Annotated in this window: 15 protein-coding genes; 8 read left to right on the top strand and 7 right to left on the bottom strand. The window is 53.9% G+C overall.

The window, feature by feature from the left end; genetic code table 11:
• The 7 genes from ftsQ (at window position 1) to mutT (ending at window position 8332) form a co-directional block, all read left to right on the top strand.
• Entirely contained in the window at window positions 1–837 is an 837-nt protein-coding gene (ftsQ, locus tag LZP96_RS08180) for a cell division protein FtsQ (protein ID WP_064324833.1), read from the top strand.
• Window positions 838–839: 2 nt separating this feature from the next.
• Entirely contained in the window at window positions 840–2096 is a 1257-nt protein-coding gene (ftsA, locus tag LZP96_RS08185; RefSeq protein ID WP_064324834.1) for a cell division protein FtsA, read from the top strand.
• Between the two features lie 60 nt (window positions 2097–2156).
• Complete coding sequence (gene ftsZ / locus LZP96_RS08190; protein WP_064324835.1) at window positions 2157–3308, top strand: cell division protein FtsZ; 1152 nt, start codon at window positions 2157–2159, stop codon at window positions 3306–3308.
• Between the two features lie 101 nt (window positions 3309–3409).
• Window positions 3410–4327 (top strand): UDP-3-O-acyl-N-acetylglucosamine deacetylase, encoded by a 918-nt coding sequence (lpxC, locus tag LZP96_RS08195; RefSeq protein ID WP_064324836.1) that lies wholly within the window; start codon window positions 3410–3412, stop codon window positions 4325–4327.
• Window positions 4328–4605: 278 nt separating this feature from the next.
• Complete coding sequence (gene secM / locus LZP96_RS08200) at window positions 4606–5109, top strand: secA translation cis-regulator SecM (protein WP_064324837.1); 504 nt, start codon at window positions 4606–4608, stop codon at window positions 5107–5109.
• Between the two features lie 61 nt (window positions 5110–5170).
• The gene (gene secA, locus LZP96_RS08205) at window positions 5171–7876 is read left to right on the top strand and encodes a preprotein translocase subunit SecA (protein WP_064324838.1); all 2706 of its coding nucleotides are present in this window, start codon (window positions 5171–5173) and stop codon (window positions 7874–7876) included.
• Between the two features lie 60 nt (window positions 7877–7936).
• Window positions 7937–8332 carry an 8-oxo-dGTP diphosphatase MutT gene (gene mutT / locus LZP96_RS08210; RefSeq protein ID WP_064328065.1) on the top strand — a complete coding sequence of 132 codons (396 nt, stop codon included), beginning with the start codon at window positions 7937–7939 and terminating at the stop codon, window positions 8330–8332.
• A gap of 27 nt (window positions 8333–8359) precedes the next feature.
• On the opposite strand, the gene yacG is transcribed toward mutT, so the two are convergent.
• The 3 genes from yacG to coaE are packed head-to-tail and all read right to left on the bottom strand — an operon-like array spanning window position 8360 to window position 9927.
• Complete coding sequence (gene yacG, locus LZP96_RS08215) at window positions 8360–8554, bottom strand: DNA gyrase inhibitor YacG (RefSeq protein WP_064324839.1); 195 nt, start codon at window positions 8552–8554, stop codon at window positions 8360–8362.
• Between the two features lie 9 nt (window positions 8555–8563).
• Complete coding sequence (gene zapD, locus LZP96_RS08220) at window positions 8564–9307, bottom strand: cell division protein ZapD (RefSeq protein ID WP_064324840.1); 744 nt, start codon at window positions 9305–9307, stop codon at window positions 8564–8566.
• Window positions 9307–9927 (bottom strand): dephospho-CoA kinase, encoded by a 621-nt coding sequence (gene coaE / locus LZP96_RS08225; protein WP_064324841.1) that lies wholly within the window; start codon window positions 9925–9927, stop codon window positions 9307–9309. Before coaE ends, zapD begins: the two co-directional genes overlap by 1 nt.
• A gap of 228 nt (window positions 9928–10155) precedes the next feature.
• Between coaE and LZP96_RS08230 the strand changes: the two genes are divergently transcribed.
• Window positions 10156–11199: a GMP reductase gene (locus LZP96_RS08230; RefSeq protein WP_064324842.1), complete on the top strand. Its 1044-nt coding sequence runs from the start codon at window positions 10156–10158 to the stop codon at window positions 11197–11199.
• Window positions 11200–11233: 34 nt separating this feature from the next.
• Here LZP96_RS08230 and hofC read toward each other — a convergent pair whose 3' ends face one another.
• The 4 genes from hofC to nadC all read right to left on the bottom strand — a co-directional run bounded on the left by hofC (window position 11234) and on the right by nadC (window position 15310).
• Window positions 11234–12430: a protein transport protein HofC gene (gene hofC / locus LZP96_RS08235; protein WP_064324843.1), complete on the bottom strand. Its 1197-nt coding sequence runs from the start codon at window positions 12428–12430 to the stop codon at window positions 11234–11236.
• On the bottom strand, window positions 12420–13805 hold the full coding sequence (gene gspE / locus LZP96_RS08240) for a type II secretion system protein GspE (RefSeq protein WP_064324844.1): 1386 nt from the start codon (window positions 13803–13805) through the stop codon (window positions 12420–12422). The genes hofC and gspE overlap by 11 nt, the downstream gene beginning before the upstream one ends.
• On the bottom strand, window positions 13802–14254 hold the full coding sequence (gene ppdD / locus LZP96_RS08245; protein ID WP_064324845.1) for a prepilin peptidase-dependent pilin: 453 nt from the start codon (window positions 14252–14254) through the stop codon (window positions 13802–13804). The genes gspE and ppdD overlap by 4 nt, the downstream gene beginning before the upstream one ends.
• Window positions 14255–14416: 162 nt before the next feature.
• A complete protein-coding gene (nadC, locus tag LZP96_RS08250; protein ID WP_064324846.1) occupies window positions 14417–15310 on the bottom strand; it encodes a carboxylating nicotinate-nucleotide diphosphorylase in 894 nt (297 codons plus the stop codon).
• Between the last annotated feature and the right edge of the window lie 38 nt (window positions 15311–15348).

Here is a 15348-nt window from a genome sequence, read left to right on the forward strand (position 1 = left end):
ATGTCTCAGGCTGCATTGAACACGCGCAACCGCGATGACGAGGAAGAATACCGTTCTTCGGGTCGGAGTAATGGAACGCGTCTTGCAGGGATACTTTTCCTGTTGGGCGTGCTGTGCACCGTGTTTATCAGTGGCTGGATGGTGCTGGGCTGGATGGAAGATGCGCAACGTTTACCCCTGTCTAAGCTGGTGGTAACCGGTGAGCGCCATTTCACCCGTAACGATGATATTCGCCAGTCAATACTCGCTTTAGGGTCGCCAGGCACCTTTATGACCCAGGATGTCAACATCATCCAGAGCCAGATTGAACGCCTGCCCTGGATTAAACAGGCCAGCGTCAGAAAGCAATGGCCTGATGAATTGAAGATTCATCTGGTTGAATATGTGCCCATTGCGCGTTGGAATGATCAGCACATGGTCGATGCTAACGGAAATGCCTTTAGCGTCCCGGCCGATCGTGTCAGCAAGCAGAATTTACCTCTGTTATCCGGTCCGGAAGGCAGTGAAAACGAAGTTCTGCAGGCGTTCCGCGAAATGGGACAGGTGCTGGCGAAAGACAGGTTTACATTAAAAGACGCTGCAATGACGGCTCGCCGTTCATGGCAACTGACGTTAACGAATGGAATTAAGCTGAATCTGGGCCGCGGTGACACGATGAAGCGTCTGGCGCGTTTTGTGGAACTTTACCCTGTTCTACTACAGCAGGCGCAGGCCGAAGGCAAACAGATAAGCTACGTTGATTTGCGCTATGACTCAGGCGCCGCAGTCGGCTGGGTACCGGCTCCGGTTGAGGAACCTAATCAGCAACAGAATCAGGCACAGGTACAGGCAGAATAACAATGATCAAGGCGACGGACAGAAAACTGGTAGTTGGACTGGAGATTGGCACCGCTAAGGTCGCCGCTTTAGTAGGGGAAGTTCTGCCCGACGGTATGGTCAATATCATTGGCGTAGGCAGCTGCCCGTCTCGTGGTATGGATAAAGGTGGGGTGAACGATCTTGAGTCGGTGGTGAAATGCGTACAGCGCGCCATCGATCAGGCTGAATTGATGGCTGATTGCCAGATTTCTTCCGTTTATCTGGCACTCTCTGGCAAGCACATTAGCTGCCAGAACGAAATCGGTATGGTCCCGATTTCTGAAGAGGAAGTGACACAGGAAGATGTGGAAAACGTTGTGCACACGGCGAAATCCGTGCGCGTGCGCGATGAGCATCGTGTTCTGCATGTTATCCCGCAGGAATATGCGATCGACTATCAAGAGGGAATTAAAAACCCGGTCGGTCTTTCTGGCGTGCGAATGCAGGCAAAAGTGCACTTGATCACATGTCACAACGATATGGCGAAGAACATTGTTAAAGCCGTTGAACGTTGTGGGCTGAAAGTTGACCAACTTATTTTTGCGGGACTGGCGGCAAGCTATTCCGTACTGACTGAAGACGAACGTGAACTGGGCGTCTGTGTAGTCGATATCGGCGGTGGTACAATGGATATCGCCGTCTACACTGGCGGGGCCTTGCGCCACACGAAAGTGATCCCGTATGCCGGGAACGTGGTGACCAGCGATATTGCGTACGCCTTTGGTACGCCGCCGAGCGATGCAGAGGCGATAAAAGTTCGCCACGGTTGCGCACTGGGGTCGATTGTCGGTAAAGATGAGAGCGTTGAAGTGCCAAGCGTGGGTGGACGACCGCCGCGCAGCCTGCAGCGCCAGACGCTGGCAGAGGTTATTGAGCCGCGCTACACCGAGCTGCTCAACCTGGTCAACGAAGAGATTTTACAGTTACAGGAACAGCTTCGTCAGCAGGGTGTGAAGCATCATCTTGCGGCGGGGATTGTATTAACCGGCGGCGCGGCGCAAATTGAAGGACTTGCGGCCTGTGCACAGCGCGTGTTCCATACGCAGGTTCGTATTGGTGCGCCGCTGAATATTACCGGTTTAACGGATTACGCTCAGGAGCCGTACTATTCAACGGCTGTGGGCCTGCTTCATTATGGGAAAGAGTCCCACTTAAGTGGTGAAGCAGAAGTGGAAAAACGGGCGTCGGTCGGTTCATGGGTCAAACGACTCAATTCCTGGCTGCGAAAAGAGTTTTAATTTTTAAAGAGACCGGAGAAAATTAGCGGTCTCAGGCGACAGGCACAACGGAGAGAAACTATGTTTGAACCAATGGAATTAACCAACGACGCGGTGATTAAAGTCATCGGCGTCGGTGGCGGCGGCGGTAACGCTGTAGAGCATATGGTGCGTGAACGCATTGAAGGCGTTGAATTCTTTGCCGTCAACACCGATGCTCAGGCACTGCGTAAAACAGCGGTAGGCCAGACCATTCAGATCGGCGGTGGCATCACCAAAGGTCTGGGCGCAGGCGCTAACCCGGAAGTGGGCCGCAATGCCGCTGAAGAAGACCGTGAAGCACTGCGTGCTGCGCTTGATGGTGCAGACATGGTGTTTATCGCCGCAGGTATGGGTGGCGGTACCGGTACCGGTGCTGCGCCTGTTGTAGCGGAAGTCGCAAAAGATTTAGGTATCCTGACCGTTGCTGTCGTGACCAAGCCTTTCAACTTTGAAGGCAAGAAGCGTATGGCGTTTGCGGAGCAGGGTATCACCGAGCTGTCCAAGCATGTGGACTCGCTGATTACCATTCCGAACGACAAGTTGCTGAAAGTGCTGGGTCGCGGTATTTCCCTGCTTGACGCCTTCGGTGCGGCAAATGACGTGCTGAAAGGCGCAGTCCAGGGTATCGCCGAACTGATTACCCGTCCGGGCCTGATGAACGTCGACTTCGCCGACGTGCGCACCGTAATGTCCGAAATGGGCTACGCGATGATGGGGTCTGGTGTGGCGAGCGGTGAAGACCGTGCAGAAGAAGCGGCTGAAATGGCTATCTCTTCTCCTCTGCTGGAAGATATCGACCTGTCTGGCGCTCGTGGCGTGCTGGTTAACATCACGGCGGGCTTCGACCTGCGTCTGGACGAATTTGAAACGGTGGGTAATACCATTCGTGCCTTCGCGTCTGATAACGCCACTGTCGTTATCGGTACGTCGCTCGACCCAGAAATGAACGACGAGCTGCGTGTTACCGTTGTTGCCACCGGTATCGGTATGGACAAGCGTCCAGAGATCACCCTGGTCACCAACAAACAGACTCAGCAACCGGTGATGGATCGTTACCAGCAGCACGGCATGGCTCCGCTGTCTCAGGAGCAAAAACCCGCTGCAAAAGTGGTTAACGACAACACGCCACAAACCGCGAAAGAGCCGGATTATCTGGATATCCCAGCGTTCCTGCGTAAGCAAGCTGATTAAGAATTAGCTGGAATTAGGGGATTTGCGCTCTTTGTGCTAAACTGGCCACCCGTTAGTGATATACACTCTCGGTTGGATAAGTAATTTGGCGAGATTATACGATGATCAAACAAAGGACATTAAAACGTATCGTTCAGGCGACTGGTGTCGGTTTACATACCGGCAAGAAAGTCACACTGACGTTACGCCCTGCGTCGGCCAATACCGGGGTCATCTATCGTCGCACCGACTTGAATCCACCGGTAGATTTTCCGGCTGATGCTAAATCTGTGCGTGATACTATGCTCTGTACTTGCCTGGTCAATGAGCATGACGTGCGGATTTCTACCGTAGAGCACCTTAATGCTGCCCTGGCGGGTCTGGGTATCGACAACATTGTGATTGAAGTCGATGCGCCAGAAATTCCGATTATGGATGGTAGTGCTGCACCGTTCGTTTATCTGTTGCTGGATGCCGGCATCGAAGAACTGAACTGTGCGAAGAAATTTGTTCGCATCAAAGAGACGGTTCGCGTTGAAGATGGCGACAAGTGGGCTGAATTCAGACCGTTTAATGGTTTCTCGTTGGACTTTACCATCGACTTTAACCATCCAGCGATCGATGCCAGCACGCAGCGCTATGCAATGAACTTCTCTGCTGATGCGTTTATGCGTCAGATCAGTCGTGCCCGTACGTTCGGTTTTATGCGTGATATCGAATATCTGCAGTCCCGCGGCCTGTGCCTGGGCGGCAGCTTCGATTGTGCCATCGTTGTTGACGATTATCGCGTTCTGAACGAAGACGGCCTGCGTTTTGAAGATGAATTCGTTCGTCACAAAATGCTGGATGCGATTGGCGACCTGTTCATGTGTGGTCACAATATCATTGGTGCATTTACCGCGTTTAAATCCGGTCATGCACTGAACAACAAATTGTTGCAGGCCGTCCTGGCGAAACAGGAAGCCTGGGAATATGTGACCTTCGAAGACGAGGCAGAACTGCCATTGGCTTTCAAAGCACCGAGCACGGTCCTGGCGTAACGGTTAGATCCGTTCTGTAAATTCGACTGGTTTACCTGGTACTCTCTCCGGCCAGGGAGACCAGTCGTTTTTGTTTCTGCATTTCAGCCTGTTATTTCATTCTGACGTTTCCTGCCCTGATGGAGCCCGCTTGCGCGTTCGCTGCATTCTTGACCGTTTTTACCTTTCGCATAACGTCATTCCTGCTGCTGTGCTTTAGCTTTAGTGGTAATATCTCAACGCTAAAAAGAATATTTTGATGTAAGCCACTTCAGGCTTACCTTGTGATGGTGGATTAAGTGAGCGGAATTTTAACGCGCTGGCGACAACTTGGCAGACGTTACCTCTGGCCGCATCTCTTATTAGGGATGGTTGCGGCGAGCTTCGGCTTGCCTGCGCTCAGCAATACCGCCGAAGCGGCTGCCCCTGCTAAAACCGCTACCACCAAACACGATCTCTCAACGCGGGTTAACTTCTCTAATCTCGCGCTGCTTGACGCCAATCGCCGTCCAAACTTTACCGTCGATTACTGGCATCAGCATGCTATCCGTACCGTTATTCGTCATCTTTCCTTTGCCATGGCACCTCAGGCGCTGCCTGCCGTGGAAGAGTCTTTACCGGTTCAGGCTCATCATCTGGCGCTGCTGGATACCTTAACCGGACTGCTGACCCAGGAAAGTAAGCCGCCAGTCATCGTTCGTCAGATGGCGAAAACGCCTTTCGTTCACCCTGAGAGCTTCTCCGTGCTGGCCTGGGTCAGCCAGGTGCAGGGTATCCGCGCCGGACCTCAACGCCTTAGCTAAATTAATTGTTTTTCAATACCTTAATTTATGAAACCCAGACTGGGGCGCTTGAGAATTTACTATGCTAATCAAATTATTAACCAAAGTTTTCGGTAGTCGTAACGATCGTACCCTGCGCCGCATGCGCAAAGCCGTTTCCGTGATCAACGCCATGGAACCGGAGATGGAAAAACTCTCCGATGATGAACTGAAAGCCAAAACCGGCGAGTTCCGTGAACGTCTGGCGAAAGGGGCAACGGTAGAGAGCCTGATCCCTGAAGCCTTTGCTGTCGTGCGCGAAGCCAGTAAGCGTGTTTTTGGTATGCGTCACTTCGACGTTCAGCTGCTCGGCGGGATGGTGCTGAATGAACGCTGCATCGCGGAAATGCGTACAGGTGAAGGTAAAACGCTGACCGCAACGCTGCCTGCTTACCTTAATGCTCTGTCGGGTAAAGGCGTTCACGTGGTCACCGTCAACGACTATCTGGCGCAGCGTGATGCTGAAAACAACCGCCCTCTGTTCGAATTCCTCGGTATGAGCGTGGGCATCAACATGTCCGGCCTGCCTGCTCCCGCAAAACGCGAAGCGTACGCTGCCGACATCACCTACGGTACCAACAACGAATACGGTTTTGACTACCTGCGCGATAACATGGCTTTCAGCCCGGAAGAGCGCGTACAGCGCAAACTGCACTATGCGCTGGTGGATGAAGTTGACTCAATCTTAATCGATGAAGCACGTACCCCGCTGATCATCTCCGGTCCGGCTGAAGACAGCTCCGAGATGTATCGTAAAGTCGATAAAATCATTCCTCACCTGCTGCGTCAGGAAAAAGAAGACTCCGACACCTTCCAGGGCGAAGGCCACTTCTCCGTTGACGAAAAAGCGCGTCAGGTTAACCTGACCGAACGCGGCCTGATCCAAATCGAAGAGCTGCTGGTTCAGGAAGGCATTATGGAAGAGGGTGAGTCGCTGTACTCGCCAACGAACATCATGCTGATGCACCACGTCACCGCTGCATTGCGTGCTCACGCCCTGTTTACCCGCGACGTTGATTACATTGTGAAAGACGGCGAAGTCATCATCGTTGATGAACACACCGGTCGTACCATGCAGGGTCGCCGCTGGTCTGACGGTCTGCACCAGGCTGTCGAAGCCAAAGAAGGTGTGGATATTCAGAATGAGAACCAGACCCTGGCTTCCATTACCTTCCAGAACTATTTCCGTCTCTACGAAAAACTCGCGGGGATGACCGGTACTGCCGATACGGAAGCCTTTGAATTCAGCTCAATTTACAAGCTGGATACCGTTGTTGTGCCGACGAACCGCCCAATGATTCGTAAAGACATGCCGGATCTGGTCTATATGACCGAAGCGGAAAAAATTCAGGCGATCATTGAAGATATTCGCGAGCGCAGCGCGGCTGGGCAGCCGATTCTGGTGGGGACCATCTCCATCGAGAAATCCGAAGTGGTTTCTCACGAGCTGACCAAAGCGGGCATTGAACACAACGTTCTGAACGCCAAATTCCACGCTAAAGAAGCTGATATTGTTGCCCAGGCGGGTTATCCGTCCGCGGTAACAATTGCGACCAACATGGCGGGTCGTGGTACCGATATCGTGCTGGGTGGTAGCTGGCAGGCTGAAGTGGCCGAGCTTGAAGACCCAACGCCTGAGCAGATTGCCCAGATCAAAGCTGACTGGCAGGTGCGTCATGATGCCGTACTGGCGTCAGGCGGTCTGCATATCATCGGCACCGAGCGTCACGAATCTCGCCGTATTGATAACCAGCTGCGTGGCCGTGCGGGTCGTCAGGGTGATGCAGGCTCCTCGCGCTTCTATCTCTCTATGGAAGATGCGCTGATGCGTATCTTCGCCTCGGATCGTGTCTCTGGCATGATGCGTAAACTGGGTATGAAACCAGGCGAAGCGATTGAACACCCATGGGTGACAAAAGCCATCGCCAATGCGCAGCGTAAAGTGGAAAGCCGCAACTTTGATATCCGTAAGCAGCTGCTGGAATACGATGACGTGGCAAACGACCAGCGTCGTGCAATCTACACCCAGCGTAATGAACTGCTGGATGTGTCCGACGTCAGTGAAACCATCAACAGCATCCGTGAAGATGTCTTTAAAGTCACCATTGATGCCCATATTCCACCGCAGTCTCTGGAAGAGATGTGGGATATTGAAGGTCTTCAGGAGCGCCTGAAAAATGACTTCGATCTGGAGTTGCCAATTAAAGAGTGGCTGGATAAAGAACCAGAGCTGCATGAAGAGACGCTGCGTGAGCGTATCCTCGAAAATGCTGTCGAAGTCTATCAGCGTAAAGAAGAAGTGGTTGGCACCGAAATGATGCGCCACTTCGAAAAAGGCGTGATGTTGCAAACGCTCGACTCCCTGTGGAAAGAGCACCTGGCGGCTATGGACTATCTGCGTCAGGGTATCCACCTGCGTGGCTATGCGCAGAAGGATCCTAAGCAGGAATACAAGCGTGAGTCCTTCGCCATGTTTGCATCGATGCTGGAATCACTGAAATATGAAGTGATCAGCACGCTGAGCAAAGTTCAGGTCCGTATGCCGGAAGAAGTTGAAGCAATGGAGCAGCAGCGTCGTGAAGAAGCGGAGCGTCTGGCACAGATGCAGCAGCTGAGCCATCAGACCGATGAGAGTGAAGCGGCTGCCGCTATTGCTGCACAAACGGGCGAACGCAAAGTCGGACGTAACGATCCGTGCCCTTGCGGTTCCGGTAAAAAATATAAGTCATGCCATGGCCGCCTGAGCTAACAGCATCTTATTAATCGAAAAGGCGCAGATATCTGCGCCTTTTTTATGGAAGTGATCGCTATGAAAACGCTGCAAATCGCCGTCGGGATTATTCGTAATGCCGAAAACCACATCTTTATTACGCAACGCGATGCCGACGCCCACATGGCCAACAAGTGGGAGTTTCCGGGCGGGAAAATTGAGTCGGGCGAAACGCCTGAACAGGCGCTGATCCGGGAGTTGCAGGAGGAAGTCGGGATTACGCCGCAGGGCGCAACGCTATTTGATAAGCTCGAATATCAGTTCCCGGATCGACACATCACGCTCTGGTTCTGGCTGGTGGAGAACTGGGACGGTGAGCCCTGGGGCAAGGAAGGACAGCCGGGGAATTGGGTTGCGCTGGATACGCTGGAGGCTGATAAGTTTCCCCCTGCCAACGAACCTGTGATTACGCGTTTAAAAGCAGCCTGCCGATAACAACGTCAGCAGGCTTAAGGGCGGCAGCTACTTTTGTTCTTCACTCCAGTCATCGCTGTCGGATAAATCATTCGCGCTCGGAATACGTTTCTCCTCCGCTGCCCACTCGCCTAAATCAATGAGCTGGCAGCGCTTACAGCAAAACGGGCGAAACGGGCTTATTTCCCCCCACACAACGGATTTACCGCAGGTGGGACAATTCACAGTGATGATATCAGTCATCAGAACTCCTTAGCAGCACGCCAGATCGAAATCGAGACGTTCTGGCACCGTCCCGTTTTCACTATCCAGCGGCATAAAACGAATGGCAAAACGGCTCTTATGTCCGGAAATTTGTGGATACAGCTGGTCAGCAAGCGCCAGATTGAGCCGCAGCAGGTCGGCATCGTCGCCGTTATCCTGGTAAAAACCGTTGAGGCTGGTTTGCTTGCGGAAAGGTGCAGACTGACGGACCAGGTCGAGAATCAGGGAAAGAGCCTGATTAACCGGTTCCAGACTGTCCATCCAGCTTTTTACCTGTGCATCACGCTGTTCTTGCGGCATGTGTAGCCAGATGTGCAGGGTCGGCAGATCGAAGCCGCAACACCCGCCGGGTATACTCAAACGCTGGCGGACCAGGGCAATGAGCCTGTCTTCACGCAAGAACTGCCCGACGCGTGGGGCGCTCAATAAAATCGCGCTGCTCTGCTTTAACTGCTGTCCCAGCGAGTCAATGCGGCTGCGATCAACACCCGGCACTTCTGCCCATCCCTGCAATTTACGCTGCTGTCGCTCAAGCTCTTTCAGCAGCTCGGTGCGGACATCCCCACGCTCAACCACGTCCAGCAGGTCGCCAATGTTGCGAAAAAAATGCAGGGCGGTGGCGTAAGAATTAACAGGGAGGTGACAGGAAAGCTGTTGGTTAAGAAATTCAATGCGCAACCAGGTGCGCATTTTTTCATTGAGCGGATGCTCAAAGAGGACATGTGTGTTCATTACGGTTTTTCCTGTGCAACGGCCTGCGCGGCGTACTTCAGATACTGCGCATGCAGGCGGGCAACATCCGATGCAATGGCATCGGGAGCGCCGTCATTATCAATAACATCATCCGCTACGGCGAGGCGCGCTTCGCGCGTGGCCTGAGCGGCAAGAATGTGTTCAGCGTGTTGGCGTGAGACATTATCGCGCGCCATGGTGCGCTGAATTTGCGTTTCAGGCGAAACGTCCACCACCAGCACCCGATTCGCCTTTTTGTGTAGTTGATTCTCAACGAGCAGCGGCACAACCCAAAGAATATAGGCAGAGGTCGCTGAACGGATCTGGCGCTGGGTTTCCTGATGGATAATGGGGTGGAGCAGGGCGTTAAGCCACACTTTTTCTGAAGAATCAGAAAATATGCACTCCCGCAGACGGCGACGGTTAAGCGTCCCGTCTGGGTTCATCACCTCTTCACCGAAATGGGCGCGTATGGCATTTAACGCAGGCATGCCAGGTTCAACCACCTGGCGCGCAATGACATCGGCGTCAATTACCGCGATGCCCAGACGTAAAAAAGCGTCAGCAACGGTACTTTTTCCACTGCCGATGCCGCCTGTTAACGCAACGATGTACCCCATTAAACAAAATCCTGGGAAATATTCATTATTGAAATCAATTGCTTGAAATTTAAACTTGTTTCAGTGAATGTTTAACGCTGATTACCGGCTTTTTACCAGGTAAATTTATAGGATTGTAGCGTAAAAAAAGAGAAATTCGCAGTCTTGCGGAGCAGGTATTAGTGCGTATGATAGCGTCACTGGAGTTGTGCTTTTAACAAATTTGCCTCTAACCCCAGGAATCCGCACATGCGTATCGAAGAAGATCTGAAGTTAGGTTTCAAAGACGTTCTTATCCGCCCTAAACGCTCTACACTGAAAAGTCGCTCAGACGTTGAACTCGAACGTCAATTCACCTTCAAACATTCCGGTCAGACCTGGTCTGGTGTGCCTGTTATCGCCGCGAATATGGATACCGTGGGTACCTTTACCATGGCGACCGCGCTGGCAGGGTTTGATATTCTCACCGCCGTGCATAAGCACTACAGCGTTGAAGAGTGGAATGCGTTTGTGGCCTCCTCTTCTGAAAATGTGCTCAAGCATGTGGTGGTGTCTACCGGGACCTCCGACGCAGATTTCGAGAAAACCAAACAAATTCTTAATGCAAATCCAATGCTCAATTTCGTGTGCATTGACGTCGCTAATGGTTATTCCGAACACTTCGTCCAGTTCGTAAGCAAGGCGCGTCAGGCCTGGCCGACAAAAACCATTATCGCGGGCAACGTGGTCACCGGCGAAATGTGTGAAGAACTGATTCTCTCTGGCGCCGATATCGTGAAGGTGGGCATTGGCCCGGGTTCCGTGTGCACCACTCGCGTGAAAACCGGTGTGGGTTATCCGCAGCTTTCTGCGGTCATCGAATGTGCGGATGCTGCGCACGGCCTGGGCGGTCAGATTATCAGTGATGGCGGTTGCACGACCCCAGGCGATGTCGCGAAAGCCTTCGGTGGCGGCGCAGACTTCGTGATGCTCGGCGGTATGCTGGCAGGTCACGAAGAGAGTGGCGGAACCGTCGTAGAAGAAAATGGCGAGAAATTCATGCTGTTCTACGGCATGAGCTCTGAATCAGCCATGAACCGTCACGTCGGTGGCGTAGCGCAGTATCGTGCCGCAGAGGGCAAAACGGTTAAATTGCCGCTGCGTGGTCCTGTTGAGAACACGGCGCGCGATATTCTGGGCGGCCTGCGTTCAGCCTGTACCTACGTGGGTGCATCCCGTCTAAAAGAGCTGACTAAGCGCACCACCTTTATTCGTGTGCAGGAACAAGAAAACCGCGTCTTCAATAGCCTGTAATCGAATCATGCTGGCGCCGTTCCGCGCGCCAGCCCTATCCTGCACTCATCGCATCGCCTAAATGAAAAATAGGCAGGTACATGGCAACAACCAGCGTACCGATAATGACGCCCGTCACAATGAGCAGCAAGGGTTCCAGCAGCGACGCCAGATTATCCGCGTGCTGAAAGGTTTGTTCGTTATGGTGCTGCGCCAGATTAGCCAGCATCGTATCCAGCGCCCCCGACGCTTCTCCCGTCTTCACCAGTTGTATACAGAGTGACGTAAACACCCCGGACGCTTTAAGCGATAACCAGATGGGCGTTCCCTGAGCAACCCGGTCGTGTATCGCTTGCAGATGTTCTTGCCAGAGCAGACTGTCCACGGTCTCTTGCGCGCTTTCCAGACCCTGGAGAAACGCAATACCGGCCTGTTGAGTGAGCGACAGCACGGTGAAGATATGCCCGAGTTTTTGCCCACGCAGCAGAGGCCCTGCTACCGGCAGATGTAGCAGCGTGCTCTGATAAATACGCTGCCAGCCTGGGCGTTGTTGCACGCGAGACAGGATGAAAACCGTCAGCAATATCGTGACAAGCAGCGCGATAATGTGAGCCTGTACCTCAGCCGCAAAACGCATGACCTGTTGCGTCAGCCAGGGAAGCGGGGTGTGAAAGGTGTTATAAATTGCGGCGAATTCCGGCAAGACTAAAAACACCATTGCCAGCACGACCACGGCTGCCAGCGTCAGGATTATGACGGGATAGCGCAGCGCTTTTTTCACTTTTGCGCTGAGCACCTGCTGATTTTTTTGCTGCTCTGCCAGCTTACGGCAGCATTCGTCCAGCTTACCGGTCAGTTCGCCGGTCTTCATCATCGACACATAAAGCGGGGTAAAGACCTCCGGCCATTTGGCTAATGCTTCAGAGAAGGCGATACCTTCGCTCAGATCGTCTGCCACACTTCTGAGCAAGGCCTGCCACTGCCTGGAAGGGTGCTGCTCTGCCAGCATCTGCAAAGCGTGTGCCAGGGTCAGCCCGGCCTGAAGCAATGTGGCAAGCTGCCGGAAAATTTCATAGCACTGCTCGCGCTGCCAGGAGGGGGTCAACAGGCTTCGCGACAGCGCGAGAGGATAAATCTCTTTATCCATCAGACGCGTCATCGCCGTCGCCCGATCGGGAGCCCAGAGGGTGCCTTCCTCACGCTCCCCCTGCACCGTTACCGCCCGCCAGCGCCAGAGGTGATTATTCGCCATTGGGCACTCCGAGCACGCGCACAACCTCTTCGAGCGTCGTCAGCCCCTCTTCTACAGCCTGACAACCCTGCTCAAAGAGCGTGCCCATGCCCGCTTGTTTTGCTTTTGTCTCGATCTCGTCGATGCCAGCGCCCAGGGCGATGGCCTGCCTGATAGCGTGATTGACGGTGAGCACTTCAAAGAGCGCGATACGGCCATAAAATCCGCGATAGCAGCGCTCGCAACCTTGCGGCTGCCAGTGGGGTAAAGGATGTGGCCAAAGGGTGAGTGGAAGCACGGATTTTTCAGGCGTCTCTTTGCGGCAATGGGGGCATAACCGGCGCACCAGACGCTGTGCGATGACCAGAGAGAGCGCGGATGAGAGCATCCATCGCGCCACCCCCATCTGCTGAAGACGAATTAACGTTTCAGACGTGGAGTTGGTGTGTAGCGTTGAGAGCACCAGATGCCCGGTCTGCGCGGCATTAATGGCTATTTCAGCCGTCTCGCCATCACGGATCTCGCCAACCATAATAATATCGGGATCCTGGCGGAGTAAGGCTCGCAGGATGCTTTGAAATGTCAGCCCTGCACGCGGATTTATTTGCGTTTGATTCAGGCCGTTGAGGGGAATCTCCACCGGATCTTCCACGCTACAGATATTGACCTCTTTCGCATTCCGGGCCTGTAGCGCACTGTAAAGCGTGACGGTCTTCCCGCTTCCGGTGGGGCCCGTGACCAGGATCAGGCCTTGTGGCTGCCGAAGGGCATCCTCAAAATGCGCGAGCTGGACGGCATTCATCCCTAACGCATTCAACGCCAGCGGCTGCTGAACCTGATGCAGGAGTCGTAGAACGATTTTTTCGCCTCCGCGGCAGGGCAGCGTTGCTATCCGAAACGAGACCGTAGTGTCTGCAAGCGTGACGCTGAACTGCCCGTCCTGGGGGAGGCGGCGTTCTGCAATATCCAGATGACCCAATACCTTAAGCCGGGCAGTGAGCGCCGTGGCAACCGCCGTTGGGATCGGGGGTTGCGGATAAAGCACACCGTCAATACGCAGACGAATCTGCCAGTCGGTTTCTGCCGGTTCGATGTGAATATCCGACGCGCGCTGGCTCATGGCCTGCAGAAGCGTCTGATTAAGAAGATCGCCCGCAGACGTGGCGGCAGGGGCCAGAGCAGGCAGGTGAGATTGCGTTACTGTTTGCTGAAACTTTTCCATTCGCTCGGGCGTCCAGCACTCAATATCGATACGTTTTTGCGTTGAAAAGCGTAACGCTTCCATTAATTCTGCTGGCGGCGATTCCACCACGGCGACACAGACCCGGACGTCGTCGCTACTCAGGAGTAATGCGCCATGTCGCTGGCACAGCGTGATAAGTTGTCCTGCGTTCATTGTGGACTCCGTGAGCCGCCGTCAAACCGGAAGACCTCTTCGCAGGCCTGTTTCAGGGCACTGTCACTCTCTGTCGTGCACTCTCGCGTCCAGCCGGTAATACCGGTGCCGTCCAGCCATTGCGGAGTCATTGCCACACTGAGCCCGTTCAGGCTTTCCTGGCCGGTAAGGGCGACGCTGCCTTTCGCCACGCTCATGGCTGAGACGTAGCGTGTGGTCGTGGGGGAGGGGATGCCGTTAGTTCCCCCGTCGCAGCTGGCGAGCCCGCCATGATCCAGCGCGCACAGTTCGATCGCGGTGCGGTAAGGCATAAATGTTTGCAGCATGTCGGTTAACGCGGCTTTTTGTAGATAGCTCTGGTAAGCGGGCACGCCGATGGCGCTCAGTATGGCAATGATGCCAATCACGACCATCAGCTCAATCAGGGTAAATCCTTTTTGTCTGTTCATGTCTGCTCCTTTGAATAAGTGGCGCCACTGTGGCAGCCAACAAAAGGAGAAACGAGTGACAAAAAAAAGAGTGTGAAGCGGGGTTCAGAGGTTTTAAACGCAGTTTCAGAAATGCGCAGGGGATTTGCGAGTGCGGCTGCAAATCCCCTTTATCAGGCAGCGTTACCTGAAACGCATAGAGAGGTCGAGTGCGCGGATATGCTTGGTCAACGCCCCGACCGAAATATAATCCACGCCCGTTTCGGCAAATTCGCGCAGGGTATCGAAGGTGACGTTGCCAGAGACTTCAAGCTGAGCCTGTCCGCGGGTCCGCTTCACTGCTTCACGCATCTGGTCAGTTTCGAAGTTATCGAGCATGATAATGTCGGCACCGGCTTTGAGCGCATCGTCCAGCTCTTCCAGGCTTTCCACTTCGACTTCTACCGGCACGTCCGGATGCAGCCAGAACGCTTTCTCAACCGCCTGACGGACAGAGCCTGAGGCGATAATATGGTTCTCTTTGATCAGGAACGCGTCTGACAGGCCGAGACGATGGTTTGTACCGCCACCGCACAGCACCGCGTATTTCAACGCGGTACGCAGCCCCGGTACCGTTTTACGCGTATCGAGTAGCTGAGTCTGGGTCCCCTCGAGCAGGGTGACGTAGCGGCGCACTTCACTGGCCACGCCGGAAAGCGTTTGCACAAAGTTCAGTGCCGTGCGTTCTCCCGTCAGCAGAACGCGGGCCGGGCCGTCCAGTTCAAACAGCGGCTGATCGGCTTTGATGGTATCACCGTCATCAATATGCCAAACAATTTGCACGTCATCGCCTGCGAGCTGGGTAAAGACCTCCTCGACCCACCGCTTACCACAAAATACACCGTCTTCACGAGTGATGATCACCGCGTGGGAACGGGTCTCGTGGGGCAACAGCTGGGCAGTGATATCATTATCGGCATTCACGTCTCCACCCAGATCTTCGCGAAGGGCGTGGGCAACGCTTGCCGGGATATCCAGGTTAATACGTTCCAGAAGCGCGTCACGTCGATGGTCGGGGTTAAAGCGGCGAGGCGGCATGATAAAACTCCAAATTGGTAACGAATCATAAGATTGAA

The sequence above is a fragment of the Huaxiibacter chinensis genome (genome assembly GCF_022171985.1).
Taxonomy (GTDB): Bacteria; Pseudomonadota; Gammaproteobacteria; order Enterobacterales; family Enterobacteriaceae; genus Enterobacter; species Enterobacter chinensis_A.

What these genes read in the sequence shown, in the direction of transcription:
- ftsQ (WP_064324833.1), top strand. Translation starts at nt 1, where the DNA reads ATGTCTCAGGCTGCATTGAACACGCGCAACCGCGATGACGAGGAAGAA.
- ftsA (WP_064324834.1), top strand. Translation starts at nt 840, where the DNA reads ATGATCAAGGCGACGGACAGAAAACTGGTAGTTGGACTGGAGATTGGC.
- ftsZ (WP_064324835.1), top strand. Translation starts at nt 2,157, where the DNA reads ATGTTTGAACCAATGGAATTAACCAACGACGCGGTGATTAAAGTCATC.
- lpxC (WP_064324836.1), top strand. Translation starts at nt 3,410, where the DNA reads ATGATCAAACAAAGGACATTAAAACGTATCGTTCAGGCGACTGGTGTC.
- secA (WP_064324838.1), top strand. Translation starts at nt 5,171, where the DNA reads ATGCTAATCAAATTATTAACCAAAGTTTTCGGTAGTCGTAACGATCGT.
- mutT (WP_064328065.1), top strand. Translation starts at nt 7,937, where the DNA reads ATGAAAACGCTGCAAATCGCCGTCGGGATTATTCGTAATGCCGAAAAC.
- yacG (WP_064324839.1), bottom strand. Translation starts at nt 8,554, where the DNA reads ATGACTGATATCATCACTGTGAATTGTCCCACCTGCGGTAAATCCGTT.
- zapD (WP_064324840.1), bottom strand. Translation starts at nt 9,307, where the DNA reads ATGAACACACATGTCCTCTTTGAGCATCCGCTCAATGAAAAAATGCGC.
- coaE (WP_064324841.1), bottom strand. Translation starts at nt 9,927, where the DNA reads ATGGGGTACATCGTTGCGTTAACAGGCGGCATCGGCAGTGGAAAAAGT.
- LZP96_RS08230 (WP_064324842.1), top strand. Translation starts at nt 10,156, where the DNA reads ATGCGTATCGAAGAAGATCTGAAGTTAGGTTTCAAAGACGTTCTTATC.
- hofC (WP_064324843.1), bottom strand. Translation starts at nt 12,430, where the DNA reads ATGGCGAATAATCACCTCTGGCGCTGGCGGGCGGTAACGGTGCAGGGG.
- gspE (WP_064324844.1), bottom strand. Translation starts at nt 13,805, where the DNA reads ATGAACGCAGGACAACTTATCACGCTGTGCCAGCGACATGGCGCATTA.
- ppdD (WP_064324845.1), bottom strand. Translation starts at nt 14,254, where the DNA reads ATGAACAGACAAAAAGGATTTACCCTGATTGAGCTGATGGTCGTGATT.
- nadC (WP_064324846.1), bottom strand. Translation starts at nt 15,310, where the DNA reads ATGCCGCCTCGCCGCTTTAACCCCGACCATCGACGTGACGCGCTTCTG.